Origin of the sequence: Kibdelosporangium philippinense (assembly GCF_021390435.2) — a bacterium.
GTDB lineage: Bacteria > Actinomycetota > Actinomycetes > Mycobacteriales > Pseudonocardiaceae > Kibdelosporangium > Kibdelosporangium philippinense.
On the sequence record NZ_JAJVCN010000003.1, the window covers coordinates 331791 to 352130 of the forward strand.

Consider the following 20340-nt stretch of genomic DNA (forward strand, 5'->3'; position numbering starts at 1 on the left):
CCCGGCCTGGCATGGGGCTGGGTCGGATGCCGGGAGCAATTCGCCTGTTCGGGTGTCAGGGCGTTGCCAAGGCTTCGGTGGGTGACAATCGGCTTGCCCTGATCGCGGGATACAGACCGGCGATCATGCCGATGACCATCGTCGCGACCACTCCACCAGCAGACGCCCACGCGGGCACGACCGAAGGCCAATCCTGGTACGCCGCATAGGAAACGGTCACGACGGCGCCCAGCAGCACACCACCAATCCCGCCCAAAGCCGACAGCAGTAACGATTCCGCGAGGAACTGCACGCGTATCTGGCCACGAGTCGCGCCGAGTGACCGCCGCAGACCGATTTCGGCCCGTCGTTCGAGCACGGAAATGACCATCGTATTGGCCACACCCACACCACCGACCAGCAACGCGACCGCGCCAAGACCGAGCAGCAGCCCGTTCAGCGTCTGATCGGTCGCTTGCTTGGCGGCCAACGCATCGGACGGCCGGGACACCGAGACCTCGTTGGGATTCTCCGGATTCGCCGTCGCCGCGAGCACTGCCTGCACAGCCTCGACCGCGTCCTCACGAGTTCGCGTGTAGACAGTCGTCGCGTACCCGTCGAACTTCAGCGCCTCCACGGCGATGGGCCAGCCGATCAACGCCGCGAGGTCCAGTTCAGGCGCCAGCGGAACGGGATTCAGTACCCCGACAACCGTGAACCACCGACCACCGAGGTACACGCGCTGGTCAGGGCCAGCCAAGCCGACGCCGAGGCGTTCCGCCGCTTTGTAACCAAGCACAACCGCGGGATAACGTGCGTTGGCGTCGTTGAGGAACACGCCGCTGCCTACCGTGGCGCCGACGGTGTCCGGCAGATCTGGCCGCGTGGCCAGGACCGCGATCCCGCCTGACTGCGTCTCCCGGATCCGATCGTTGCGATATACCTTGGCACCGACCACTTTCCCAGTCGCCGACGTGGACAGCACCGGTTCGATCCGGTCGATCATGCCGATCGAGGTGTCCGGCAGGTGACTCTGCTCGCCGAACAGCGACTGACCAGGCCCGACGGTGAGCAGGTTGGTGCCGAGCGCGGCCAGCTGGCGGTCCAGGTTCTCCCGGCTGGACGTGGAGATCCCGACGACCGAGATCATCGCGGCGATCCCGATCGCGATCCCCAACGCGGACAAGAACACCCGCAGCGGCCTGGCCCGCAGCCCGGCTCCGCCGACTCGCAGCACGTCACGCGCGCTCAGCCGGGCAGGTCGCAGCCGGTCAGCCATGCTGATCACCCACGATCTGACCATCGCGCATGTCCACCTGTCGTGGCAGAGCGGCAGCGATATCCCGGTCATGCGTGATGATCACGACCGTCGTGCCTGCCGCGTTCAGTTCACGCAGTAACGCGATCACACCGGCGCCAGACTGCGTGTCGAGGTTGCCTGTCGGCTCGTCAGCCAGCAGCAACGCCGGTTCACCAACGACCGCACGCGCGATTGCGACGCGCTGCCGTTCGCCACCGGACATCTCGTGCGGCTGGTGATCGACGCGGTGCCCCAGGCCGACCCGGCCGAGCGCGTCCCTGGCCTGCCGCCTGCGCTCACGCAGGTTCGTTCCGGTGTAGAGCAAACCGTCGGCCACATTGTCCAAAGCAGACACTCCAGCGGCGAGATGGAACTGCTGGAACACGAATCCCAGTACGCGTGCCCTGAGCGCGGACAGCTCGCCATCGCTCAGCGAGTGCACGTCGTACTCCTCGACGTGCACAGATCCCGTGCTCGGCCGGTCAAGCGTGCCGATCATGTTGAGCATGGTCGACTTGCCTGAACCCGACGGCCCAACGATCCCGACGAGCTCACCACGCCCGATGGCCACGCTGACCTGGCGTAATGCCGTCACGCCACCGGAATACTCCTTGCTGACACCCCGAAGTTCGACGACCGGGATCACTTCGGGACTCCCACAACGGTTCCCGCACTGATCCCGGCGCCACGGATCTCGACCTTGCCGTCGGCGAACATCCCAGTCTCCACGGCAACGTAAGTGCCATCGAGAAGCTGGACGCCGTAAGCACCTTCCGCCAGGGCGACCAACGCGCCGACGGGCACCGCGAGCACGTTCTCCCGCTTGTCAGCCACCAACGTGACATCGACCGGCGCCGCGTCCAGCTTGCCAGCAGCGGCTTGATCCGCAAGCGTCACAACGACTTCGATTGTCGAAGTGGTGGAACTGCCTTGCTGCGCGGGCTGCGCGGTCGCGATACTGCCCACGGACGCGACCGTCCCCGCGACTGACTTGCCGTCCGGTAACGTCACTTTCGCCGAGATCCCTTCGCTGACAAGGTGCTGCTTGGCGACGTCGAGCTGGACCGTGACCGTCCGTGTCGTCCCGGTGTACTTCATGACCTGGCCATTCGCCGGTACGCCAACCTGGGCCAACAACTCGGCGACCCGAACCTCACCGGGCACCACCACGATGTCCGAAGTCTGCACGGTGCCGTTCTCCGGCTTGCCGAGGTCTTCCTGCCATTGCTTGACGGCGGTCGCAGTGGCCGAGGTGAACTTGGTGTCGACGGTAAAGCCCTTGTAGCCCAACGCCTGCAGGTTTTCCTCGAACTGCTTGACGTCGTTGCCCTCGACACCGGATTTCAGCGGCCGGTAGGGCGGAATGCTTCCGTAGAACGCGGGAACCGGCTGATCATCCACCGAATACACGTTCTCGCCGCGGGTGATCACCTCGCCTGCCGCGGGCAGCCAGGTCACGATCCCTGGCGCGCTCCGCGTCAATGGGTGCTGTGCGCCGTACTCCAAGGTCCCCGAGACCTTCTCAGTGCTGGTCAGCGTGGTCGACGTGACCTTGGCCGTGCTCGGCGGCAAGCCGCTCGACGGTGGCGGCGCCGGATCCGTACCGCCGAAGCCGAACGCCGCCATGCTCCCAGCGCCGACCGCCACAACGGCCGCACCCAGTCCGGCAGCCATCCGAGTCGCGCGTTTCATTTGCCCACCCGTCCGGGGATCTTGTCCTTGCACGCCTCCATGGCCTTCTTGACGGCCGGGCTGTCCCGGTCGATGCCCTGCAACGCGCCGATGCCCAGATCCGGGCTGTTCGGATCCGGGTCGGGCACGTCGACCCCGTTGTCCCGCAGGCACTGCGTCATCTGCCGCATCTGCTCGATCAGCTCGGGGTCGAGTTTGGACAGATCACCGCCGCCCGGCAGGAACTGTTTGCACGCCTCAGTAGCTTTTTTGAAAGCTGGACTGTCGCGGTCGATCTTCGCCTCGTCCCAGCCGCCGTCCGGAGCTGGATCCGGTACGTCAATTCCGTTGTCCCGCATACATTTGGCGAACTGCTGCAACTGGTCGGTGGGTTCGGCGGGCAGAGAGGTTGGCGCGGCCGAGCCGTTGCTACCGCACGCACCGAGCAGCACCAGCAGACTGATCGCGGTAATGATTCGTCGCATGGTTCGTCAGTCGAGCAGGGTGGCTATAACCCAGGCGTAACTCGAACGGGCGGAGTTAACGGTCACGTTATAGCAGTCTCGCCGATGATGGGCACATGCGAGTTCTGGTGGTCGAAGACGAGCCGATCCTCGCGGACGCGATCGCCGAGTGGCTGCGGCGGGAAACGTTCGCGGTGGATGTCGTGCATCGCGGTGACGAAGCGCTGGAACGGCTCGGCGTGAACGCTTACGACGTGCTCGTGCTGGACCGCGACATTCCCGGTGTGCACGGCGACGAGGTGTGCCGGACGGTCGCGGGCGGCGAGACGCGGATCCTGATGCTCACGGCCGCCGCAGGCATCCGTGACCGCGTTGCGGGACTTGGACTGGGCGCGGACGACTATCTGCCCAAGCCGTTCGCGTTCGTCGAGTTGTCGGCTCGCGTGCATGCCTTGCTCCGCCGGACCTTGCCTGCCGTACCGCCAGTTCTGCAGCGCGCGGGGCTGCGCATCGACCCCGCCAGGCGCGAGGTCAGCCGGGACGGCGAAGCGATCACGTTGGCCAACAAGGAATTCGCGTTGCTCACCGAGCTCGTCCGTGCCGACGGCGCGGTCGTGTCCACCGAGCACCTGCTGGAGAAGGTGTGGGACGAGCACATCGATCCGTTCACCAACGTCGTGCGGGTGACCATGATGAAGTTACGGCGCAAACTCGGTGATCCGCCGATCGTGGAGACGGTCGCAGGCGTGGGATACCGAATCCGATGAACTGGCTGCTTCCGCGTAACTGGACGATCCGTGGCCGCCTGACGGTCGTGTACGGCTCGCTGTTCTTCCTTGCCGGTGCGATCCTGCTGACGCTGACGTATCTCCTGGTCTGGCAAATCCTCAACCGTTCCCAGGTAGACGTGCCCGACTCGGAGGCGCTGCGCACCGGCCTCACCCGCCTCGGCCTGGTCCGCGACGGGCAGGACCTCACCGACTTCGCGGCCACTCTGCAAGCCGCGCAACAACAACAGCGCCAAGAGATCCTGAGTTCCTTGCTCACACAGGGCGCGATCACGTTGGTCGGGGTCGGGCTGGTCGCCGCGGCACTCGGTTGGCTGCTGGCCAGGCGCGCCCTGCAGCCCGTGCACAAGATCACCGAGACGGCGAAACGGATCGCTGTCGCGGATGCGAGCCGTGGCCTGCAGGAACGCATCACGCACACCGGGCCTCGCGACGAGGTCACCGAGCTGGCGCAAACGTTCAACACGATGTTGGAGCGCCTGGACCGGTCGTTCGACGGGCAGCAGCGGTTCATCGCGAACGCGTCCCACGAGATGCGCACGCCGCTCGCGGTGAAGCGGGCGTTGATCGAGATCACCATCACCAGGCCGGGAACCTCGAAGGACGCGGTCCAGATGGGCGAGTCGCTGCTGGAGATCAACGCGCGCCACGAGCGGCTCATCGACGGACTGCTGACCTTGGCCGACAGCTCGAACGAACCAGTCGAGCGCAGCACGCTCGACCTGGCCGACGTCACCGACAACGTGATCGACCAGCTCACGCCAGCCGCACGGGACGCGGGAGTCGATATCCGGCTCGCCGTGTTGCCGCCAGCGCCTGTGACGGGCGACGCGGTCATGCTCGAACGGCTGACCCAGAACCTGGTCGAGAACGCGATCCGGCACAACGTCCCGGACGGCTGGATCAGCGTTCGGACGGCGTCGGAGAACGGCTGGAGCACGGTCACCGTGAGCAATTCCGGGCCGCCGGTCCGGCCGTACGAGATCGACGTGCTGTTCCAGCCGTTCCGGCGGCTCGAGCGGGAGCGCACGGCAGGCGAGCGCGGCTTCGGGCTCGGGCTGTCCATCGCACGCGCGATCAGCCGTGCGCACCACGGCGATATTGAGGCCGTACCCAGGGCGGATGGCGGGTTGGACGTGACCCTCCGGCTACCGCGAGCCTCTTGAGAGTTGCATCGCGATCGGTCTCGATATATCGTTGACGTATCGGGATAGATCCCGACTGACTCAACAAGGAGAAACCATGCATCACCCACACGATTTCGACATGCGACGGCACGGCGGCCGAGGCCGTCGAGGGCCGTTCCCACCTGGATTCGGCTTCGAGCGTGACTTCGGCCGTGGCTTCGGGCCACGACGCGGGCGCGGTCACCGGCGTGGCCGTGGCGACGTGCAAGCAGCCGTACTGGCCCTGCTCGCCGAGCGCCCCATGCACGGCTACGAGATCATCCAGGAGATCAACGAGCGCAGCCGCGGCTTCTGGCGGCCGAGCCCTGGTTCGGTCTACCCGACCCTGCAGATGCTCACCGACCGCGGCCTGCTCAGCCTGGAAGGCGGCTCGGGCAGCAAGCGTCAGTACTCGTTGACCGACGAAGGCCGGGCACAGGCCGAGCAGCAGGAAACCCCACCGTGGGAGCAGGTCGCCGACGAGGTCGGCGAGCAGGAGGTCGAGCTGCACACCGCACTGCACCAGCTGGTGTCCGCGGTCGGGCAGGTGTCACAGGCCGCGTCCGAGACGCAGAAAGCCCGTGCGATCGAGACATTGAACGAGACCAGGCGCGCGATCTACGCGATCCTTGGCTCGACCGAGTGAACGCCGATAAGCAGGGCGTAAGCGAATGCCCTTACCGTCCGGACATCCTCGCCCGGCTTTGCTGATCCTCACGATCTCGATGAGGAGGCAACGGTGTTCGGACGGGCCAAGGCGGCAATCGTGGCCACAGCGGCATGTGGCGTACTGCTTACGGGCACACCAGGGAACGCGATCATCGGCGGGAGCGACGTCGATCGGCCAGAGTCGTGGATGGGGTCGCTGCAGACGGACGGAAAGTCCTACTGCGGTGGCACATTGATCGCTCAGCAATGGGTGCTGACCGCAGCGCATTGCCTCCTGACGCCGGACGGAGTCTCCGCTCCAGGCGCGATCCGTCTCGGCAGCCTGAACGTTTCCCATGGCGGCGTCGTGGCGCACGCGTCAGCCATATACCCGCACCCCTCGGCGAAGTTGGTCAAAGAGGGCGACATGTACTACGCCACGGGCACCGATCTCGCATTGATCAAACTCGATCGCCGGCCCGGCAACCGGCCTGCCTTGCTGGCAATCAAGACGCCATCGGTCGGCACCCCGGCCCGCTTGCTCGGCTGGGGATACGCGGGCAAGGACCCGAACGGCCAGCCGGTCTTCCCTGATCACCTCAAACAGATCACCATGCCGGTGGCCAAGACGAACGAGTCGAAGCTCGGCGACAAACTGGAGTTCACCGGCCCGCAAGGACACGGCTCCGGACCGGGTGACTCCGGCGGCCCGGCGATGGTCCGCACTTGGCTCGGCTGGCAGCTGGCCGGTGTCACCAACGGCGGCTCGGTCCTGCCGGACGGCACGCAGAGCACCTACTACACCGATGTGTCGAAGTAACTTGCCTGGATCGGCGAGACGCTAGCCCGCGGCCAGCATTAGCTCACCGATGAAATCGCGGACCTCCGCGTCGGTGACGTCGTCGAACTGCTCGGTGACCGTGACCTCGAAACTGCAGGTCATCGGGTTCGACGAGCGCCGCACCTGACCGAACACCCGCAGCCCGGTCTTCTCGCCCAACAGCTTGGCGTGCTCGAGCACCCGATCGGGCTGGGCTGCGAGGTGGACGTGGAACAGCGGCGTCTGCGGCGGTTCCGGGACCACCTGAACACCAGGGATGCCGCCGAGCATCCCGGCAAGAGTCCGCGCCCTGACCAGGAATTCCGGCATCCGCGGCAGCAGCTCGTCCAAGCCGCGCTCGCCGGCCAGCGCCATCGGCCACGCCGCCGCGGTGTTGCCGCCGAGCCGGTTGCGCCAGATCCTGGCGTTGTCGATGAACTCCGCGTCCCCGGCGAGCAGCGCGCCGGAGATCCCCATCAGTCCTTTGTAGAGGGATACGTACACGCTGTCGAACAGCGCCGCGATCTCCGCGTGCGAACGGCCGTAGAACGGCTGCGCCTCCCACAGCCTGGCACCGTCCAGATGGGACGCGACGCCGTGTTCCCTTGTCCAGTCGACCTGCGCGACCAGCTCTTCCCACGCGGGTAACCGGCCACCGATGTCGCGCTGCGGTAACTCCAGCAGCAACGCGGCGACCGGCTGCTTGATCGCTTCGAGGTCGGCCAGCGTGATCAACGAGTGGTAGTCGCCGACCAGCTGCGCGGACAGGCCGTGCACGAGCTGATAACCCTTGTGCTCGTGCACTTCCATGTGGCACTGGGGATGGAACGCGATCATCCGGGTGTTCCGGCGATCGGCATGGATGCGCATGGCGACCTGCTGTGCCATCGTGCCGGTCGGGAACATCGCCGCGGCCGGTTTGCCGAGCAGGTCGGCAACGCGTTGCTCCAACCGTGGCACGGCGTCGGTTCTGGCTTCCTCGTCGTCGATCCGGGCCCGAACAAGGTCAAGAACCCGGGCCGGGCGGTGCTTGCGTGTTGTCACAAGGGACACGGACCGGAGGTCGCCATCGATCGCCATAGGCCGACACTACCGGTCCGGGTGGACTAGACCACTTGGTTTACGACGGGTGCGCACCCGATAGCCGACCGGGAAGCTCAGCCCGCCGACACTCGCGATCGCCTTGGCGGCGACCGGCGCGGAGAACTCGATCCGTAGCACGGCTTCCAGACTCTTGCGGTTTTCGAAGCGCCATGTCGTGCCGGCGTCCCGGCTGTCGAAACCCTCGTCGGCGAAGAACTCCTCGATCTTCACCGGGTCGTACTTGGGAAGATCAGCGCGCAACCAGTCGCCGTAGGGAACGCCGCGTCCGTCAAGGTCCACGATCGCCAGCACGCCGCCCGGCCGCAGAACCCGGTCCGCTTCAGCCAATCCGGGTTCGCAACCCGGCCCGAAGAAGTACGCCGTCCTGGCGTGAACGACATCGACGCACGCGTCCGGCAACGGAATCCGTTGCGCGGCACCAACCATCACCTCAACCGACGATAGGTTGGCGACCCGCTGCCTTGCCCTGCGCACCAACGGAATGTGCGGCTCGACACCGTGCACGGCGCGCGCGGTCTCGGCGAACCGTGGCAGGTGGAATCCGTCACCACAGCCGAGGTCCAGCACATCCAAACCTGTCCACTCGCACCGTTCGGCCAGCACTCGCCAGATCTCGCCGTCCACATCCTGCGCGCGGTTCTCCACCTCATAGAGCTCCGGCCAGTGCCAGATATTCGGGCTCGGCACAACGTCATCAGGGCGAACGCCGGCCAGCAACACCTCCCGTGCGCGGGAAACGAGACCAGGAAGCCATGACCTTGACACCAAAACAGCAAACCACAACACATTGTTGAGGCGTATCGTCCGACGGTGGGCTTTGTTCGGCCCCTTTCCCCATCGGAGGTCGCCATGCGTTTTGGCACACCCTGTTGGATCGACCTCGCCACGACGGACCCGAAGGCCAGCAGGGACTTCCACGGCGGCCTCTTCGGCTGGCAATATCGGGCAAATCCGACAGGCGACTATCTCACCGCACTGGCTGACGACGTTCCCGCGGCCGGTTTCTATCGCGTTCCGGATATGCCGGACCCACCGGCGTGGACGCTATACCTCGCAGTTTCGGACAGCCAGAGAACGGCTGACCGAATTGTCCGATTGGGCGGGCAGATTCTGATGCCGCCACAGGAATTCGACGGCCAAGGCAGCCTGTTGGTCGCCGCCGACCCGACCGGCGCGACGATCGGCTTCTGGCAACCCGCGGCGCCGTGGCCGTTCGCCACGGGCACCAAGGGCGAATTCCGGTGGGGCGAGCTGAACACATGGGACGGTGACTCGGCCGACAAGTTCTTCGTCGATCTGTTCGGCTACCAACTCGAACAGATCGGCGACGGCGAGGACTTCGACTACACGACTTGGACCCTGCTCGGCGACAGCGAACCCGTCGCAGGCCGGATGCGCTTCGGCGCGGACTTCCCGCGTGCGACCAAACCACACTGGATGATCTACTTCGAGGTCGGTCCGATGCTGGGGACGGACGAGGCCACTGTCCTTGCCGTGCGACTCGGCGGGCGCCTGCTTTCCGAGCCAGCGGATTCACCGTTCGGCAGGTTGTCCGTGGTCGAAGATCCCGCTGGGGCCGTGTTCACCCTGATCGACTCGTCGAACCGGACGACCCCGCACGCACCCTCTGAAGAGGAACTGGGGACCGGGAACGACGATCCCTACGACGACTGATCCCTCGTGAGTGGTTAGCCGTGTTCTAACCCTTGTCATGTCCCGGGAGATGTGTCAAGGATGTGTCTCGGTAGTTGTGTCACGGTTTAGGTGTGCTGGTTAGGCGGCGTGGACGACTTTTCCTTGGTATTTCTTGGTTTTGTCCAGGGTGAGGTGTCCGATCGGGTCACCGTTGGTGGTGTAGGCGGTGACCCGATCGCCGTAGCGCAGCAGGGTGACGGTGCTGCCGGCGTGGTCGCGGCCGACGCTGATGCGGTAGTCGGCCAGGGCGACGGTGCCGTTGGGCATGACCTTGATCTTGTGGATGGTGGCGTCGTCCTGGCGGGGCAGGTCGCCCGGGCCGCCGTGACTGGGCGCGAGCGCCCAGGCCTGGGCCGGGGTGGTATCGATGGCCGAGTGTCGGCGGCGGGTGTTGTAGTGCTCGCGGACGGTGTCCAGCCGGGCTTGTAGCTCGGCGATGCTGCCGGCTGGTTGGGGCCAGCGGTGGGAAAGTAGCCGGTCGGCGGTGGCGTGCAGGCGTTCCACCTTGCCGCAGGTCTGTGGGTGATACGGGCTGGAGTGGATCACCCTGCTGCCGTACTCGGCGGACACGGTTCGGGAGAACTCGCTGGTCAAGCTCTTGTCGCGGGAGCGGTGCGGGTGTGTCCAGGCGGTACCGTTGTCGGCCAGGATCAGCCCGGGTGCGCCCCGGTCGCGCACCGCGGCCGCGATGGCCTCCAGCGCGGCGGTGGTGGTCTCCATGGGCGCGACATGGCTGGCCAGCCAGACCCGTGTGCAGTCGTCGAGCACATCGATGGCCACCACGGTGGTGCCGTCCGCGAGGGTGTGCTCGGTGCCGTCGATCTGATAGCAATCCCGCGGTCGGGCATAGGAAAACCGCCGCCAGGACGCTCGTGGGCGCTTCTTCGGGTTCTTGTCCAGCAGGCCATGCCGGTCCAGGATCCGGTTGATCGTGGCCCGGGCCGGCACCCGCGCACCGGCCGGCCAGCCGGGGCTGTTCGCGCGTGTTTCCAGCTCGGCCCGGATGTTGTCCGCGCCGTTGTCCGGCGCCAACCGCTCACGCAACCCCAGGATCAACGCGACCACCGGTTCGGGTGTGGCGGCCGGGCTCGAGTGTGGTCGACGCGAGCGAGGCCGCCACTCGCCCTCGGCCCGGATCCGGGCGCGGTGCCGGTAAAACGTGCGTGGATTCACGCCGTTGAGCCGGCACCACTCGGCCACGTTGTCGATCTCCGGGTCCACGATCAAGGTCGCGTCCATGAGTCTCATCTTCGCCTGCTTTCCCGCCATGACGCGAGGTCATAGCGTGATCAAGCGACACATCAGATGAGACACGCTTAGCGACAACTCTCATGAGACTGAAGACGTGTTCTAACCCTGCTAACCACTCACGACCTAGCCTTGATCATTCACGTGGGTGACGTGTCCGCCTGTGCCGGTTCGGATGTTGATCTTGAGTTGGTTGCTGTGTGGTGATGGTCAGGGTTCGAGCCCGGCCGCCGGTGTTGGCTGGGCGCCGGGTTGGGGGGCGGGCCTTTCAGGTCGAGGGGCAGGGACAGGGGTCATCGAGTTGGTGGTGGCAGGGCCAGCGCTGCCCGGAGGCAGGCGGCGAGAGGGTCGGCCCAGGGCCAGGTTTCCGGGATTTTGATCTTGCGTTTGCGTTGGCCGCGGACGATGCGGGCGGCGGTGTGCAGTAGCCGGTAGCGCAGGGTTTTGGGTTCGGCTTTGGCGAGGGTGCCCTCAAGGCAGAGCAGGCGCAGCCAGGCGAGCAGGTCGATGGCGATGGTGGCGGCCAGACACCAGGCCCGGTTGATCTCGATCTTGGTGGAGGGCAGGTGACCGAGGCCGGTTTGCTTGCCGCAGCGGACGTGGTCCTCGACTCGGGCGTGCGGGCGGTGACGGGCTTCCAGGAACTGGACGGTGGCGCCCGAACCGCTGCCCGGGGTGTTGGTGGCCACCAGTTGGTAGCGCCAGCCGTCGGCTTCTTCGAACAGGGACAACTGTGCGCCGGGGTGGGGTTTCTCACGACGACAGATGATCCGCAGATCGGCCGGCCAGTTCTCCAGTTGGTCCCCGTCGGGGTGGTGACGTAGTAGCGCGGTCAGTTCCACCACGCCGGCTTTGTCCAGCGGCCGAGGATCGCCGTGGTGATCGAGCACTGCCTGCCATGCCTTCGCGGGGACACGGCCGATCGCGGCTCGTTCCCGCGCACCGAGTTCCCAGCCGACGCTGTAGTGCGCCTGCCTGCCTGGCTTGGCGTTCAGCGCGGTGATGTACTTGATGAGACCGTGGGAGGCGCCCGCGCCGTCCACGGTGACTAGAAGGTTCCTTCGATGTTTCGCCGGGATCTGGGCGATCGCGGCGTCGAGGACCTCGAGGTGATCAGCTGTCGTGTTGGATCCGGCGCTTCCTGTGCGCAGCAACAGGGCCAGCGATTCGCCGGTGTTGTCACACATGGCCAGCAGCGGATGATGACCGAAGCTGCCCTTGTAGGTTCCCGCGGCGAGTTGTTTGTCCGAGTGCGCGATCACCAGCGAACCATCCAACCGGACCACCACGGTCGTGCCCAGATCACGGTCGGCCACCCGCGACGGCGGAATCCGGCCGTGCCGTCGCTCGATCAACGACCACACATGCTCGCGGATCCGGGCACGCACACGGGCGATCTTGTTGCGCTGCACCTGACCGACCGCGTCCAACGTGCGCCACAACGTCGGATCTGAGGCGACCGGCCCGAACAGTTCGGCCTGATCGCGCAGGACAGCCAGATCCGACAGGACCCGCCCGCCGTCAGCGATCAACACCGCGGTGTCGGCGAACACCCGGCCACGGTCATGCACCGGCATGAACCCACGCCGCGCCATCGCCCGCGACAAGCCTTCCGTCAACCCGGTGCGGTCGGCCAGCAACCGCACCGCCGCGGTCCCGGCATGACTGACCACGCCACGCCCACCGACTTCTACCGCCAGATCCCGCGACCACCCAGTAACATCCACGTCGAAAGTGCTCCAGAGCTTCATGGGTAAGAACAGGCATTAGCAACCTCATCTTCCCAGCTCAGGAGCACTTTTCCCTGTTCCGACACGGCGCCCGAATCAAGATCGCCATGAATACTCAGGGCTAGCTTGGGACAAACAGGCGCAGCAGCAACCAGGACACCACCGCGGAAGGCAGCAGGGAGTCCATCCGGTCCATCAGGCCACCGTGGCCCGGCAGCAGATTGCCCATGTCCTTGATCCCGAGATCACGCTTGATCAGCGACTCCACCAAGTCGCCGAGCGTCGCGGTGAGCACGATCGCGGCACCGAAAAGCGCGCCCTGCCACCACTGCGCGCCGAGCATCAGGTTCAGCGACAGCCAGCCGCCGACCACACCGGCGATCATCGAACCGGCGAAGCCTTCCCATGACTTCTTCGGACTGATCACCTTTGCCATGGGGTGCTTGCCGAACAGCACACCCGCCGCGTAGCCGCCCGTGTCAGAGGCGACAACCGCGATCAGGAAGCACAGCACGCGCGCGACGCCGTCGTCCGGCACCACGAGCATCGCGGCGAACGACGCGAACATCGGCACGTACGCGGCCGTGAACACCGACGCCGAGACGTCCCGCAGGTAGTCCTCAATGCCACCACGGAAGCGCCACAACAAGCACGCCAGGATCGTCACCACGAACGCCGACACGACGCCGTTGCGCTCGAATGGCCACGCGAGCCAGACCATCGCCTGGCCACCGACGAACACCGGCCAGAACGCAACCTGGATGCCAGCGCTGCGCTTGAGCGCGCTGGACAGTTCGTACGTGGCGACACCGACAGCGATCGCCACGATCCCGATGAAGATCTCCTTCACGGTCACCAGCGAAACGATGACCGCAGCGCCGAGCAGCAACCCGACCCCGATGGCGGCCGGCAGGTTACGGCCGGCCCGGGACTTCTTCGGTTCGTCCCCGGCCGGCTCGCCCTTGTCAGTTTCGGCTGTGCTGCCCATCTCCGTAGTCAACTAGACCTCGAGCAGCTCTGCCTCTTTGTGCTTCACCAGTTCGTCCACCTGGGCGACGTACCGGTCCGTGACGTGCTGCAGCTCCTTCTCGGCGCGTGCCACGTCGTCCTCGCCAGCCTCGCCGTCCTTGGCGATCCGGTGCAGCTCCTCGTTGGCCTTGCGGCGCACGTTGCGGATCGCCACCTTGGCGTCCTCGCCCTTGCCCTTGGCCTGCTTCACCATCTCGCGGCGGCGCTCCTCAGACAGCTGCGGGATGACGATGCGGATGATCGTGCCGTCGTTGCTCGGGTTGACACCGAGGTCCGAGTCCCTGATCGCCTTCTCGATCGCACCGAGCTGGCTGACGTCGTACGGCTTGACGACGGCCATTCTGGCCTCGGGGATGGTGATGCCGGCAAGCTGGTTCAACGGCGTGGGTGAACCGTAGTATTCGACGACGATGCGGGAGAACATGGTCGGGGTTGCCCGGCCGGTGCGCACCGCTGCCAGGTCCTCCTTGGCGTGCGTCACCGCCTTTTCCATTTTCTCCTCGGCGTCGAGAAGTGTCTCGTCGATCACGGCTGCTCCTTGCTCGTGCCGTTCGTGTGACTGCGATTTACCAGCGAACCCGTCAGTACGGACATAACCGCCTATACCGGAACCGTACTCCCGGGCGTGCTCACCAGCGTGCCGATCCTCTCACCACGGACCGCCCGTGCGATGTTGCCCTCGGTCAGCAGATTGAAAACCACGATCGGCATGTTGTTGTCCATGCAGAGGCTGAACGCGGTCGTGTCGGCCACCTGCAGCCCGCGCTCGAGAACCTCGCGGTGCGTGATGTGGTCGAACATGGTCGCGTCCGGGTTGGTCTTCGGGTCGGCCGTGAAGACCCCGTCGACCGCCTTGGCCATCAGCACGACCTCGCAACCGATCTCCAGCGCGCGCTGCGCCGCCGTGGTGTCGGTGGAGAAGTACGGCATGCCGGTACCGCCACCGAAAATGACCACACGGCCCTTCTCGAGGTGACGGATGGCGCGACGCGGGATGTACGCCTCGGCGACCTGGCTCATCGTGATCGCGGTCTGCACCCGCGTCTCGACACCCTCGGCCTGCTCGAGAAAGTCCTGCAGCGCAAGGCAGTTCATCACCGTGCCGAGCATCGCCATGTAGTCGGCACGCGCCCGGTCCATGCCCCGCTGCTGCAACTCGGCGCCACGGAAGAAGTTCCCACCGCCGATCACGATCGCGACCTGGGTGCCCGCGCGGACCACCTCGGCGATCTGCCTTGCCACTGTTTGCACGACATCCGGATCGACTCCGACGGCACCACCGCCGAACATCTCACCACCGAGCTTGAGCAGCACTCTGCGGAACGGCTTGGGGGCTTCGGTCACATCTCCTCCTGCGGCCTTGCATGCGACGGCGGGGCCGCGAGCGTCTCACCGACGCGCCGCGACCCCGCCCATGCTGTCATCGCTCGTTCTACCCGAAATTTCGGGTCAGGCCTGGCCGACCTCGAAGCGGGCGAAGCGGGTGACCGTCACGCCTGCCTCGTCCAGCAGAGCCTTGACGGTCTTCTTGGAGTCGGTGACCGACGGCTGGTCGAGCAGCACGACGTCCTTGAAGAAGCCGTTGACGCGGCCTTCGACGATCTTGGGCAGTGCCGCCTCCGGCTTGCCCTCCTCGCGAGCGGTCTCCTCGGCGATCCGGCGCTCGTTGGCGACCAGGTCCTCGGGCACCTCGTCCCGGTTGACCCACTTGGCTTTCAGCGCAGCGACCTGCATCGCGGCGCCACGAGCGGCCTCCGCGTCGTCACCCTGGTACTCCACCAGCACGCCAACGGCGGGCGGCAGGTCAGCGGAACGCTTGTGCAGGTAGAGCGCGACCGGGCCGTCGAGCACGACAACCCTGGCCAGCTCCAGCTTCTCACCGATCTTGGCCGACAGCGCCTGCACGGCGTCGGCGACCGACTGGCCGTCGAGGTCAGCGGCCTTGAGCACCTCGACGTCGGCGGGCTTGGTGGCCTTGGCGACCTCGAGGATCCGGTTGGCCAGCTCCTGGAACTCGGTGTTCTTGGCGACGAAGTCGGTCTCGCAGCGCAGCTCGACCATCACGCCGCCGTCCGCGACGACGAGGCCGTTCGCGGTGGCGCGCTCGGCGCGCTTGCCTACGTCCTTCGCACCCTTGATGCGGAGGAACTCGACGGCCTTGTCGAAGTCGCCGTCCGACTCCTCGAGGGCCTTCTTACAGTCCATCATTCCGGCGCCGGTGAGCTTACGCAGCCGCGCGACGTCCGCGGCGGTGTAGTTCGCCATCGTGCGTGTTTCCATCCTTGTTCGGGGTGGTGCCCGCTCCCCTTCATGTGGGGAACGGGCACCGTTACGAGAGCTTCGTCAGGAGTCGGTCTTCGCCGGGGCTTCGCCGGCGTCGGCGGTCGCGCTGACCAGCAGGTCGCGCTCCCACTCGGGCAGCGGCTCGGCGGCCGCACCCGGCTCAGGCTTGTCCTCGCCCTCGACCGCGGCACCGTTGCGGCCGGAGCGCGCGATCAGGCCTGCGGCTGCGGCCTCGGCCACAACGCGGGTCAGCAGCGCGGCCGACCGGATGGCGTCGTCGTTGCCCGGGATCGGGTAGTCGACCTCGTCCGGGTCGCAGTTCGTGTCAAGGATGGCCACGACCGGGATGTTGAGCTTGCGGGCCTCGCCGACGGCGATGTGCTCCTTCTTGGTGTCCACGATCCACACGGCGCTGGGCACCTTGGACATGTCGCGGATACCGCCGAGGGTGCGCTCCAGCTTGTCCTTCTCGCGGGTCAGCATCAGGATCTCTTTCTTGGTGAGACCCTGGAAGCCACCGGTCTGCTCCATCGACTCCAGCTCCTTGAGGCGCTGGAGACGCTTGTGCACGGTGGAGAAGTTGGTCAGCATGCCGCCGAGCCAGCGCTGGTTGACGAAGGGCATGCCGACGCGCTGCGCCTGCTCGGCGATGGCCTCCTGCGCCTGCTTCTTCGTGCCGACGAAGAGGATCGACCCACCGTGCGCGACCGTCTCCTTGACGAACTCGTACGCGCGGTCGATGTAGGTCAGCGTCTGCTGCAGGTCAATGATGTAGATGCCGTTGCGCTCGGTGAAGATGAAGCGCTTCATCTTCGGGTTCCAGCGGCGGGTCTGGTGCCCGAAGTGCACGCCGGAATCGAGCAACTGCCTCATGGTGACGACGGCCATGGCCGGATTCGCACCTCTTCTGATCGGGCATACCGGTCTTGTCGTCAAGGCCGGCACGCTAGTCGGTTCTCGCGGCATACCGGGTGGTCTGCCGCCCTGGTGGCAGTACCGGCGCCCGAACCCACTCCTGGAGTGGGACCGACGGGCGTCGTCACCGATCAGATCGACCGGTCGTACTGGCACGCGAAGTCGCCCCGTGAACACACGGGCCGCGTGAGCAGTGTACGCCGCCGAACCGACAAACCATTAACCGCTCTACCCCTTCCCAACCGACTTGTCCACAGCCATCCAGTTACCCACAACTTGATCTTGCCGGGGTGGTTCCCCCTCTGCGATCAAGGCAGCCTTGAACCGTGCGCCTCTTCCTGCAGCTCACCGCCATGATCGTGGCCCTGCTGATCGCCGCCCCTGCGACGGCGGCGGCGCCACTTTCTTCTCGAACGCGCACGCACTTTTCCTGGCCGCTGCCACCGCCGCACCCGGTCGTTCGCCCGTTCATCCCACCGGTCAATCCGTATGGACCGGGCCATCGCGGGGTGGATATCGGAGGCGTCGCCGGGCAGGAGGTGATGGCGGCCGCGGACGGCTTGGTGATCCATGCGGGCGCGGTCGTGGACCGATCCCTTGTCTCGCTCGAGCACTCAGGTGGTCTCCGGACGACCTATGAGCCGGTCACCCCAGCAGTTGCCCGAGGTCAGCGCGTGCGAAGAGGCGATGTGATCGGGCATCTGCTCGACGGCCACTGCCCGGTCGCCTGTTTGCATTGGGGCGCCCGCCGGGGCGAGGACTACCTGAATCCGTTGAGACTGCTGTCGCGCGGCCGGGTCCGTCTGCTGCCGTACTCAGCCGATCCGCCACCGTCCGGCTGGAGTTCGCCCGGCTGGAGTTCGCCCGGCTGGAGTTCGCGCGGTTCAGACGTCGGACTGCTCGACCAGCTTTGCCCGCAGCCGCAGCACTGCCCGGGTGTGCAGCTGACAGACGCGGGACTCGGTGACGCCAAGGACTTTGCCGATCTCGGCGAGGGTCAGGTTTTCGAAGTAGTACAGCGTTACGACGATCCGGTCGCGTTCGTTCAACTGCTCGATCGCTCCGGCGAGCTGTCGACGGTTGTCCAGGTCGACCAGCGTCGCCACTGGGTCTTCGGCGCCCTCGTCCGGCAGCGTCTCGGCGAGCGAAGCGGTGCCCCGGCCCGCGGCAACCAGTTCGTCCAGCGCGACAACGCTCGTGAGCTGCAGCTGGGCGTAGAGTTCGTGCAGGTCCCGGACGCTGATGTCGAGCTCAGCGGCGAGTTCGGCGTCGCTGGGCTGCCGCTGCAGCTTGGCGCCAAGCCGTTCAAGGGCCCGCTCCACCTCACGGGCGCGGCCACGCACCGATCGCGGGACCCAGTCCTGCTGGCGAAGGTCGTCGAGGATGGCGCCGCGGATGCGCTGCATCGCGTAGGTCTCGAACTTCAGGCCGCGTTCCGGCTCGAACTTCTCGATCGCGTCGACAAGCCCGAAGATGCCGGACTGGATGAGGTCACCGACGTCGACGTGGGCGGGAAGACCGGTGCCGACGCGGCCGGCGACGTACTTGACCAGCGGGGCGTAGTGCAGGACGAGCCGGTCGCGCAGCGGCTGGTCACGCTCTTTGCCGTACTCGGTCCAGAGGGCGACGATGCCGGCCTCGACATCGTCGGCGGTGCGATGGTCACCAGGCAGGACACCGTTGGGCTGGCCAATGCCGTAAGGGGTGCTGCCGCGTCCGTTGGTACTCGGTTTCGCGGGCTCGGATTCGGGCTCGGGTACGGCCACGGTACGAGAACCTCTCCCTGCGTTATCCGATCTCGTTGGATCGGGGGTGACCTGATCCAGCCTGGAGCCGCGCGACATGCCGTCCAGCTTAGGAGCTTTCCGTGCTCATCTCGCCCCCTACCGCGTTCAAATTGTCACGGCGAGTCGCGCCGTACCGCTGTCCGGAACACGTTTACCGCTACGACCTGGGATGAGCCTGGTCGTGTACAGCGCGTAGCCGCTCAACTGTCACGTGTGTATACAACTGAGTGGTCGCGAGCGTGGCGTGTCCGAGCAATTCCTGAACGCTCCGGAGATCGGCTCCACCCTCCAGCAGATGCGTGGCGGCCGTATGGCGTAGCCCGTGGGGACCGAGGTCCGGCGCCCCGGGCACCGCCGTGAGCGCGTCATGAACGATCCGCCGAACGCTGCTGGGCTGAAGCCTGCCGCCGCGCGCACCGATGAGAAGAGCCGGTGGCGAGTGCGCGGCGGCAAGCAGAGGCCGCCCATCCGTCAGCCAGTCCCGCACAGCGCGTTGCGCGGGCAAGCCGAAAGGAACGGTCCTTTCCTTGTCACCCTTGCCGATCACTCGCACCACACGAAGATCCATGTCCACGTCGTCAACGTCAAGACCGCAGAGTTCAGAAACTCGAATTCCGGTGGCATACAACAACTCGAGAATGACGAGATCCCGCATTGATACGGGATCTCGTTCCGCGGCCCCGGATTGAGAAGCCCGCATGAGCTCCGCAGCCTGATCCTGACGCAAGACAGAAGGAAGCGTCCGTTGCCGCCGAGGAGCAACCAGCCGAGCCCCAGGATCGGAGGAGAGATACCCCCGCCTATGCGCCCAAGCAGTGAAAGTCCGCGCAGCGGCCGAACGCCTCGCCAACGTAGTCCGCCCAGTCCCAGCAGCCCGCTGAGCAGCAAGCCACCCCCGAATCCCCGCCAAATCAAGCCCCGCATGAACAGGCCTGCCAGACTCCGACTCCCCCAACCCAGACCTGCCAAGCCCGGCCTCTCCCGCCCCGACCGCTCCCAGCGGAAGCTCTCCCCGCTCGGCCACTCCCGACCCGGTCCCCCGCAGTGCAAGTTCCCCCAGCTCAGCGTTCCCTTGCACAGGCACACCCTGCCCAGGACTTCCCAGCTCTGCCCCTCCCAGTCCGGGCTCTCCCGGCTCAGCGTTCCCTGGCACAGCCACACCCTGCCCAGGACTTCCCAGCTCGACCCCTCCCAGCGCGGATTCTCCCAACTCGACCACTCCTGGCTCGGGCCCTCCCAGCGCGAGTTCCCCCAGCTCAACGTTCCCCTGCGCAAGCAGGCCCTGCCCAAGCCTTCTTAGCTCGGGCTCTCCCCGCTCGACCACTCCCGACCCGACCCCTCCCAGCGCGAGTTCCCCCAACCCGACGCTCCCTTGCCCAGGCGCGACCTGCCCAGGCTTTCCTACCGCGTGGGCTCCCAGCTCAGGTTTGCCCAGTTCAGGTTCTCCTGGCGCGGACCTGCCTGCCCCAGCCTCTTCCAGCTCAGCCTTCCCACGCATCGGCTTGCCTGGCATCGCCTTTCCCTGTGCGGATTTCCCTTGCGCAGGCGGCGATCCCGAACCAACAACATCAAGTCCGTACACATGGCCAAGAAGCGAGACCACATCGCCCACATAGGCACGCACAGTGTGCGAAGAAAGCCCCCGCTCAGCCCGAAGATGACGTTCATAGGCGGCCAGCATCTCCTGATCGGAGGCTGGCAATCCGTCCCGAA

General features: G+C 66.2%; 20 protein-coding genes and 2 pseudogenes. 6 read left to right on the forward strand and 16 right to left on the reverse strand.

Annotation, left to right across the window (positions count from 1 at the left end):
• Nucleotides 1-55: 55 nt before the first annotated feature.
• The 4 genes from LWC34_RS33440 to LWC34_RS33455 are packed head-to-tail and all read right to left on the reverse strand — an operon-like array spanning nt 56 to nt 3435.
• Nucleotides 56-1258 (reverse strand): ABC transporter permease, encoded by a 1203-nt coding sequence (locus LWC34_RS33440; protein ID WP_233729270.1) that lies wholly within the window; start codon nt 1256-1258, stop codon nt 56-58.
• Nucleotides 1251-1925 carry an ABC transporter ATP-binding protein gene (locus tag LWC34_RS33445; protein ID WP_250109460.1) on the reverse strand — a complete coding sequence of 225 codons (675 nt, stop codon included), beginning with the start codon at nt 1923-1925 and terminating at the stop codon, nt 1251-1253. The genes LWC34_RS33440 and LWC34_RS33445 overlap by 8 nt, the downstream gene beginning before the upstream one ends.
• A complete protein-coding gene (locus tag LWC34_RS33450; protein WP_233729271.1) occupies nt 1922-2971 on the reverse strand; it encodes a peptidoglycan-binding protein in 1050 nt (349 codons plus the stop codon). The genes LWC34_RS33445 and LWC34_RS33450 overlap by 4 nt, the downstream gene beginning before the upstream one ends.
• Nucleotides 2968-3435 (reverse strand): alginate O-acetyltransferase AlgX-related protein, encoded by a 468-nt coding sequence (locus tag LWC34_RS33455; RefSeq protein ID WP_233729272.1) that lies wholly within the window; start codon nt 3433-3435, stop codon nt 2968-2970. The genes LWC34_RS33450 and LWC34_RS33455 overlap by 4 nt, the downstream gene beginning before the upstream one ends.
• Before the next feature lie 95 nt (nt 3436-3530).
• Between LWC34_RS33455 and LWC34_RS33460 the strand changes: the two genes are divergently transcribed.
• From LWC34_RS33460 to LWC34_RS33475, 4 genes are all read left to right on the forward strand, one after another.
• A complete protein-coding gene (locus LWC34_RS33460; RefSeq protein WP_233729273.1) occupies nt 3531-4181 on the forward strand; it encodes a response regulator transcription factor in 651 nt (216 codons plus the stop codon).
• On the forward strand, nt 4178-5368 hold the full coding sequence (locus LWC34_RS33465) for a sensor histidine kinase (RefSeq protein WP_233729274.1): 1191 nt from the start codon (nt 4178-4180) through the stop codon (nt 5366-5368). Before LWC34_RS33460 ends, LWC34_RS33465 begins: the two co-directional genes overlap by 4 nt.
• Nucleotides 5369-5444: 76 nt before the next feature.
• Nucleotides 5445-6014 (forward strand): PadR family transcriptional regulator, encoded by a 570-nt coding sequence (locus LWC34_RS33470; RefSeq protein WP_233729275.1) that lies wholly within the window; start codon nt 5445-5447, stop codon nt 6012-6014.
• A 93-nt stretch (nt 6015-6107) separates the two neighbouring features.
• Complete coding sequence (locus LWC34_RS33475) at nt 6108-6836, forward strand: S1 family peptidase (RefSeq protein ID WP_233729276.1); 729 nt, start codon at nt 6108-6110, stop codon at nt 6834-6836.
• Nucleotides 6837-6857: 21 nt separating this feature from the next.
• Here LWC34_RS33475 and LWC34_RS33480 read toward each other — a convergent pair whose 3' ends face one another.
• Nucleotides 6858-7916 (reverse strand): threonine aldolase family protein, encoded by a 1059-nt coding sequence (locus tag LWC34_RS33480; protein WP_233729277.1) that lies wholly within the window; start codon nt 7914-7916, stop codon nt 6858-6860.
• 9 nt (nt 7917-7925) lie between these two features.
• Nucleotides 7926-8705: a class I SAM-dependent methyltransferase gene (locus LWC34_RS33485; protein ID WP_372496677.1), complete on the reverse strand. Its 780-nt coding sequence runs from the start codon at nt 8703-8705 to the stop codon at nt 7926-7928.
• An 84-nt stretch (nt 8706-8789) separates the two neighbouring features.
• On the opposite strand from LWC34_RS33485, the gene LWC34_RS33490 reads away from it, so the two are divergent.
• The gene (locus tag LWC34_RS33490; protein WP_233729278.1) at nt 8790-9614 is read left to right on the forward strand and encodes a VOC family protein; all 825 of its coding nucleotides are present in this window, start codon (nt 8790-8792) and stop codon (nt 9612-9614) included.
• Between the two features lie 99 nt (nt 9615-9713).
• On the opposite strand, the gene LWC34_RS33495 is transcribed toward LWC34_RS33490, so the two are convergent.
• The 7 genes from LWC34_RS33495 to rpsB form a co-directional block, all read right to left on the reverse strand.
• Nucleotides 9714-10883, reverse strand: coding sequence for an integrase core domain-containing protein (locus LWC34_RS33495; RefSeq protein WP_284051782.1), 1170 nt, complete (start codon nt 10881-10883; stop codon nt 9714-9716).
• A 293-nt stretch (nt 10884-11176) separates the two neighbouring features.
• Nucleotides 11177-12634, reverse strand: a complete 1458-nt coding sequence (locus tag LWC34_RS33500) for an IS1380 family transposase (RefSeq protein WP_233722402.1) — start codon at nt 12632-12634, stop codon at nt 11177-11179.
• A 100-nt stretch (nt 12635-12734) separates the two neighbouring features.
• The gene (locus tag LWC34_RS33505) at nt 12735-13601 is read right to left on the reverse strand and encodes a phosphatidate cytidylyltransferase (protein WP_372496678.1); all 867 of its coding nucleotides are present in this window, start codon (nt 13599-13601) and stop codon (nt 12735-12737) included.
• A 12-nt stretch (nt 13602-13613) separates the two neighbouring features.
• Complete coding sequence (gene frr, locus LWC34_RS33510; RefSeq protein WP_233729280.1) at nt 13614-14171, reverse strand: ribosome recycling factor; 558 nt, start codon at nt 14169-14171, stop codon at nt 13614-13616.
• A gap of 71 nt (nt 14172-14242) precedes the next feature.
• Entirely contained in the window at nt 14243-14986 is a 744-nt protein-coding gene (gene pyrH / locus LWC34_RS33515) for a UMP kinase (RefSeq protein ID WP_308200177.1), read from the reverse strand.
• Nucleotides 14987-15091: 105 nt separating this feature from the next.
• Nucleotides 15092-15907 (reverse strand): translation elongation factor Ts, encoded by an 816-nt coding sequence (gene tsf / locus LWC34_RS33520; RefSeq protein WP_233729281.1) that lies wholly within the window; start codon nt 15905-15907, stop codon nt 15092-15094.
• Between the two features lie 78 nt (nt 15908-15985).
• A complete protein-coding gene (gene rpsB / locus LWC34_RS33525; RefSeq protein WP_233729282.1) occupies nt 15986-16813 on the reverse strand; it encodes a 30S ribosomal protein S2 in 828 nt (275 codons plus the stop codon).
• 380 nt (nt 16814-17193) lie between these two features.
• Here rpsB and LWC34_RS57260 point away from each other — a divergent pair.
• Nucleotides 17194-17601: pseudogene (locus LWC34_RS57260) on the forward strand (peptidoglycan DD-metalloendopeptidase family protein); the annotation flags it as partial.
• A gap of 123 nt (nt 17602-17724) precedes the next feature.
• On the opposite strand, the gene LWC34_RS33535 reads toward LWC34_RS57260, so the two are convergent.
• From LWC34_RS33535 to LWC34_RS59340, 3 genes and pseudogenes are all read right to left on the reverse strand, one after another.
• The gene (locus LWC34_RS33535; protein WP_233729283.1) at nt 17725-18606 is read right to left on the reverse strand and encodes a FliA/WhiG family RNA polymerase sigma factor; all 882 of its coding nucleotides are present in this window, start codon (nt 18604-18606) and stop codon (nt 17725-17727) included.
• A 178-nt stretch (nt 18607-18784) separates the two neighbouring features.
• Nucleotides 18785-19627, reverse strand: a complete 843-nt coding sequence (locus tag LWC34_RS33540; protein ID WP_372496745.1) for a tyrosine recombinase XerC — start codon at nt 19625-19627, stop codon at nt 18785-18787.
• A 581-nt stretch (nt 19628-20208) separates the two neighbouring features.
• Nucleotides 20209-20308, reverse strand: a pseudogene (locus LWC34_RS59340) (site-specific integrase); the annotation flags it as partial.
• Between the last annotated feature and the right edge of the window lie 32 nt (nt 20309-20340).